Here is a 4,653-nt window from a genome sequence, read left to right on the forward strand (position 1 = left end):
AGGGGCGCGGGGAACTGCGCGACCGGCCACGACGGCGCAGCCGGTCGGCAACGACGCTGAACTCCTACGGCGGCGACGTCCGCGCTGCTGCGGGAGACCACCACCGCGCCGTAGCGCCGCACCCAGACCCCGCGCCACCGACCGGGCACGACCACCCGGTGCCGAGCACCATCGGGCACAGACGCGGGGCCGACGCCCCCGGAGGGGGCGGGTGGGTGGGAGAGGGGCTCGGCCGCGACACGGCCGCCCCCAGGCGCCCCGGGCAGGGGAAATCGGGGCTCGGCCGCGACACGGCCGCGACAGGCGCCCCGGCCCCGCAGGGCCGCGCGAGGAGCCCGAGGCACACCCCCGGCATGCCCTAGGGCGACCCCCGGCCCAGCCGACGAGAGGCCCCGGGGCTCGCCCCGGCCCACCGCCGACCCGGAGCAACCCAGGGGCCGGGCCCGAACACCCCGCACCTACACAGGCACGTGCACCGACGCCACCCGCGACGCCACAACCCGCTCCCGCTCAGCGCGAGCGGCCCGCTTCCGCAGACGCAGGATCTGCGACACCCCGAGCGCCTGCAGCACGAACACCGCCGAGAACGCGACGCGATAGTCGTCCCCGGTCGCGTCGAGCAGCACCCCGACCGCGAGCAGCGTGGTCATGGAGGCGACGAACCCGCCCATGTTCACGATCCCGGACCCGGTCCCCTGCCGCTCGGGCGGATTCGCGGGCCGCGCGAAGTCGAACCCGATCATCGACGCGGGCCCGCACGCCCCGAGCACCACGCACATCACGACGAGCAGCCACATCGGCGAGCGTCCCGGCCACAGGACGGGCATGGCCCAGAGCACTGCGGTGGTCGCGACGGTGCCGAGCGCCAGCGGGAGCCGCGCCGTGTGGTGCCGGGCGACGACCTGTCCGTACACGAGTCCGATCACCATGTTGGACAGCACCACGAGGGTGAGGAGTTCCCCGGCCGTCCCGCGCGAGAGTCCCTGCGCCTCGACGAGGAACGGCAGCCCCCACAGGAGCAGGAACACCATCGCCGGGAACTGCGTCGTGAAGTGCACCCACAGTCCCAGCCGGGTGCCCGGCTCGCGCCAGGCCGCCGAGATCTGCGCCCGCACGTACGCGGCGCCCTTGTGCGTCGCGGGCAGCGGCGCCGGCTCGAAGCCCTCGGGGTGGTCCTTCAGGAACAGCAGCATGAGGACGAGGACGACGACTCCCGCGAGCGCCGAGCCCGCGAACGCCGCCTCCCAGCCGATGCCGTGCAGGAGCCGCGCGATGACGAGCGTGGAGATCAGGTTGCCCGCCATGCCGACGAGCCCGGCGAGCTGGGCGACGAGCGGCCCGCGCCGCGCGGGGAACCAGCGGGTGCCGAGGCGCAGCACGCTGATGAACGTCATGGCGTCGCCGCAGCCGAGCAGCGCCCGCGAGACGAGCGCCGTCCCGTACGAGGACGAGAACGCGAAGCCGAGCTGTCCGAGGGTGAACAGGACGACCCCGATGGTCAGGACCCGCTTGGTGCCGAGCCGGTCGACCATCAGGCCGACGGGTATCTGCATGCCCGCGTAGACGAGCAGTTGGAGGATCGAGAACGTGGACAGCGCCGAGGCGTTGATGTGGAAGCGCTCGACGGCGTCGAGGCCCGCGACGCCGAGGGACGTGCGGAAGATGACGGCGACGAAGTAGACGGCGACGCCGATCGACCAGACGGCGACGGCCCGGCGGCCGCCGGGCGGATCGCCGGGCAGCCGGACCGCCGGGGAGGAGGCGGAACTCATCGCACGTCACCCCGCGCCAGGTTCTGGAACCAGCCGACGTGCCGCCGCACGACGGCGACGGCCGCCTCGGCGTCCCCGGCGCGCAGCGCGTCGAGCAGCTCGCCGTGTTCGGCGAGGGTGTGGGCGACGCGGTCGGGGTGGGACTGCATCACGGCGACTCCCATGCGCAGCTGCCGGTCGCGCAGCTGGTCGTAGAGGCGGGACAGGATCTCGTTGCCCCCGCTGCGCACGATCTCCGCGTGGAAACAGCGGTCGGTGGCGGCGGCTTCGGCGAACTGTCCGGCGACGGCCTGGGTGCGCTGGGTCTCGAGGAGTTCCGCGAGCCGCTCGATGAGTCGGGGCGTCGCGGGCACGGCCTTGCGCACCGCGTGCTCCTCGACGAGCAGTCGGGTCTCGACGACGTCCGCGATCTCCTGTGCGGAGACCGGCAGGACGAGGGCGCCCTTCTTGGGGTAGAGCCGGAGCAGCCCCTCGACCTCGAGCTTGAGCAGGGCCTCGCGCACGGGGGTGCGGGAGACGCCGACGGCCTCGGCGAGCTCGCCCTCGGTGAGGAGGGTGCCGCCCTCGTAGCGGCGCTCGAGCACGGCGGTCTTGACGTGGTCGTAGACGCGCTCGGCGGCGGGCGGTCGTTTCTCGGTGGCGGTACCGGTGGCAGTGCCGGTGGCGGTGGTGGCCGGGGCGGAGGTCGCGGGCATGCGCACATCATAGATACAACACGTACGCAAGCCGCCGGACGTCCACCATGCGGACCGGACGTCACCCGATCTCGCGTACGCGCCCCGTACAACCCTGGACGCGTCCCAGAAGTCTCTTACGTGCGCGATCCGCCCAATGGGCCGCGCTTTAGGGGCATTTGGAGCGTCTACCTTGAATATTCGCCTTTCGGGCATCGCTGTTCTCGTCGCGGGCACGGTGCTCACCAGCGGAGCGCTGACCACCTCCGCACAGGCCGCCACCGCACCGGCCGTACCCAAGATCGCCGCGGCCGGCGGCTTCGTGATGAACAACGGGACGGGCAAGAGCCTGTTCACCAAGGCCGCGGACACCCGCCGGTCCACCGGCTCCACCACCAAGATCATGACCGCCAAGGTGGTGCTGGCCCAGTCGCACCTGAACCTGGACGCCAAGGTCACGGTCCAGAAGGCCTACAGCGACTACATCGTCAAGAACAACGCGTCGTCGGCCCGCCTGATCGTCGGCGACAAGGTCACCGTCCGCCAGCTCCTCTACGGGCTGATGCTGCCCTCGGGCTGCGACGCGGCCTACGCGCTCGCGGACAAGTTCGGCTCGGGCTCGACCCGTTCGGCCCGCGTGAAGTCCTTCATCGGCAAGATGAACAAGGCGGCGACGAGCCTCGGCCTGAAGAACACGCACTTCGATTCGTTCGACGGCATCGGCAAGGGCAAGAACTACTCGACGCCGCGCGACCTCACGAAGATCGCCTCGTCGGCGATGAAGAGTGCGACGTTCCGCTCGGTCGTGAAGACGAAGTCGACCAAGCAGAAGGTCACCACCAAGTCCGGCGGCTACCGCTACATGTCCTGGACGAACACGAACAACCTGCTCGGCTCGTACTCGGGCACCATCGGCGTCAAGACCGGCTCGGGCCCGGAGGCCGGCTACTGCCTGGTCTTCGCCGCGACCCGCGGCGGCAGGACGGTCATCGGCACGGTCCTGAAGTCCACGTCCGTCAGCGCCCGCACCTCGGACGCGAAGAAGCTCATGGACTACGGCTTCAAGAAGTAGCCCGCACGCGGAGCGGCGCACTGCGCGACCGGCCGGCCACAGCCGGTCGCGCAGTCGCCCGGGAGACGATCAGCTCCCGGTGGTCATCCCCGGGTGATCAGCCCCCGGTGATCGGACGCGGTGATCATCCCCGCGTGATCAGCCCCAGGTGATCAGGCGCTTGGGGCGCTCCAGGACCGCCGCCACGTCCGCGAGCACCTTGGAGCCCAGCTCCCCGTCCACCAGCCGGTGGTCGAAGGACAGCGCCAGCGTGGTCACCTGACGCGGCTTCACCTTGCCCTTGTGCACCCAGGGCTGGAGCTTGATCGCTCCGACGGCGAGGATCGCCGACTCGCCCGGGTTCAGGATCGGCGTGCCCGTGTCGACGCCGAAGACGCCCACATTGGTGATGGTGACCGTGCCGCCCTGCATGGCCGCGGGAGACGTCCTGCCCTCCCGCGCGGTCGACACCAGCTCACCCAGCGACGCCGCCAGCTCGGGCAGGGTCTGGGCGTGCGCGTCCTTGATGTTCGGCACGATCAGACCGCGCGGGGTGGCCGCGGCGATGCCCAGGTTCACGTAGTGCTTCTGGACGATCTCCTGGGCCGCCTCGTCCCACGCCGCGTTGACCGCGGGGTTCCGCTTGATCGCGACGAGGAGGGCCTTGGCGATGAGCAGCAGCGGGTTGACCCGCAGCCCCTGCAGGTCCTTGTCGCCCTTGAGCTCCTCGACGAGCTTCATCGTGCGCGTCACGTCGACGGTCACGAACTCCGTGACGTGCGGCGCGGTGAACGCCGAACCGACCATCGCCGCGGCCGTCGCCTTGCGCACCCCCTTCACGGGGATCCGGGTCTCGCGCACCGTGTCGTACGAGACCGGCGCCGCCGGGGCGGCGGGCCGCACCGGGGCGGGCGCCTGCGCGGGGACCTCGGGCGCGGCGGCCGGCGCGGCCTGGGCGACCGCGGCGTGCACGTCCTCGCGGGTGATGATCCCGTCCGCGCTGGACGGGACGACCGTGGCGAGGTCGACGCCCAGGTCCTTGGCGAGCTTGCGGACCGGCGGCTTGGCCAGCGGGCGCTGCTCGGTGACCGCGGGGGCCGCCGAGCCGTTCGCCACGGCGGGGTCCTTGCGGGCGCGCCGCTTGGTGGAGGACTCC

Annotated in this window: 4 protein-coding genes; 1 reads left to right on the forward strand and 3 read right to left on the reverse strand. The window is 71.9% G+C overall.

What is annotated here, in order from left to right:
• Positions 1-458: 458 nt before the first annotated feature.
• Both GTW43_RS26000 and GTW43_RS26005 read right to left on the reverse strand, forming a co-directional pair.
• Complete coding sequence (locus GTW43_RS26000; protein ID WP_161304419.1) at positions 459-1,772, reverse strand: MFS transporter; 1,314 nt, start codon at positions 1,770-1,772, stop codon at positions 459-461.
• Complete coding sequence (locus tag GTW43_RS26005; protein ID WP_161304420.1) at positions 1,769-2,467, reverse strand: GntR family transcriptional regulator; 699 nt, start codon at positions 2,465-2,467, stop codon at positions 1,769-1,771. The genes GTW43_RS26000 and GTW43_RS26005 overlap by 4 nt, the downstream gene beginning before the upstream one ends.
• A gap of 136 nt (positions 2,468-2,603) precedes the next feature.
• On the opposite strand from GTW43_RS26005, the gene GTW43_RS26010 reads away from it, so the two are divergent.
• Positions 2,604-3,518, forward strand: a complete 915-nt coding sequence (locus GTW43_RS26010; RefSeq protein WP_161304421.1) for a D-alanyl-D-alanine carboxypeptidase — start codon at positions 2,604-2,606, stop codon at positions 3,516-3,518.
• A gap of 138 nt (positions 3,519-3,656) precedes the next feature.
• Here GTW43_RS26010 and GTW43_RS26015 read toward each other — a convergent pair.
• On the reverse strand, positions 3,657-4,653 hold a 997-nt coding region (locus tag GTW43_RS26015), incomplete at its 5' end, for a dihydrolipoamide acetyltransferase family protein (protein ID WP_161304422.1).

The organism is Streptomyces sp. SID5785, from assembly GCF_009870065.1.
Lineage (GTDB): Bacteria > Actinomycetota > Actinomycetes > Streptomycetales > Streptomycetaceae > Streptomyces.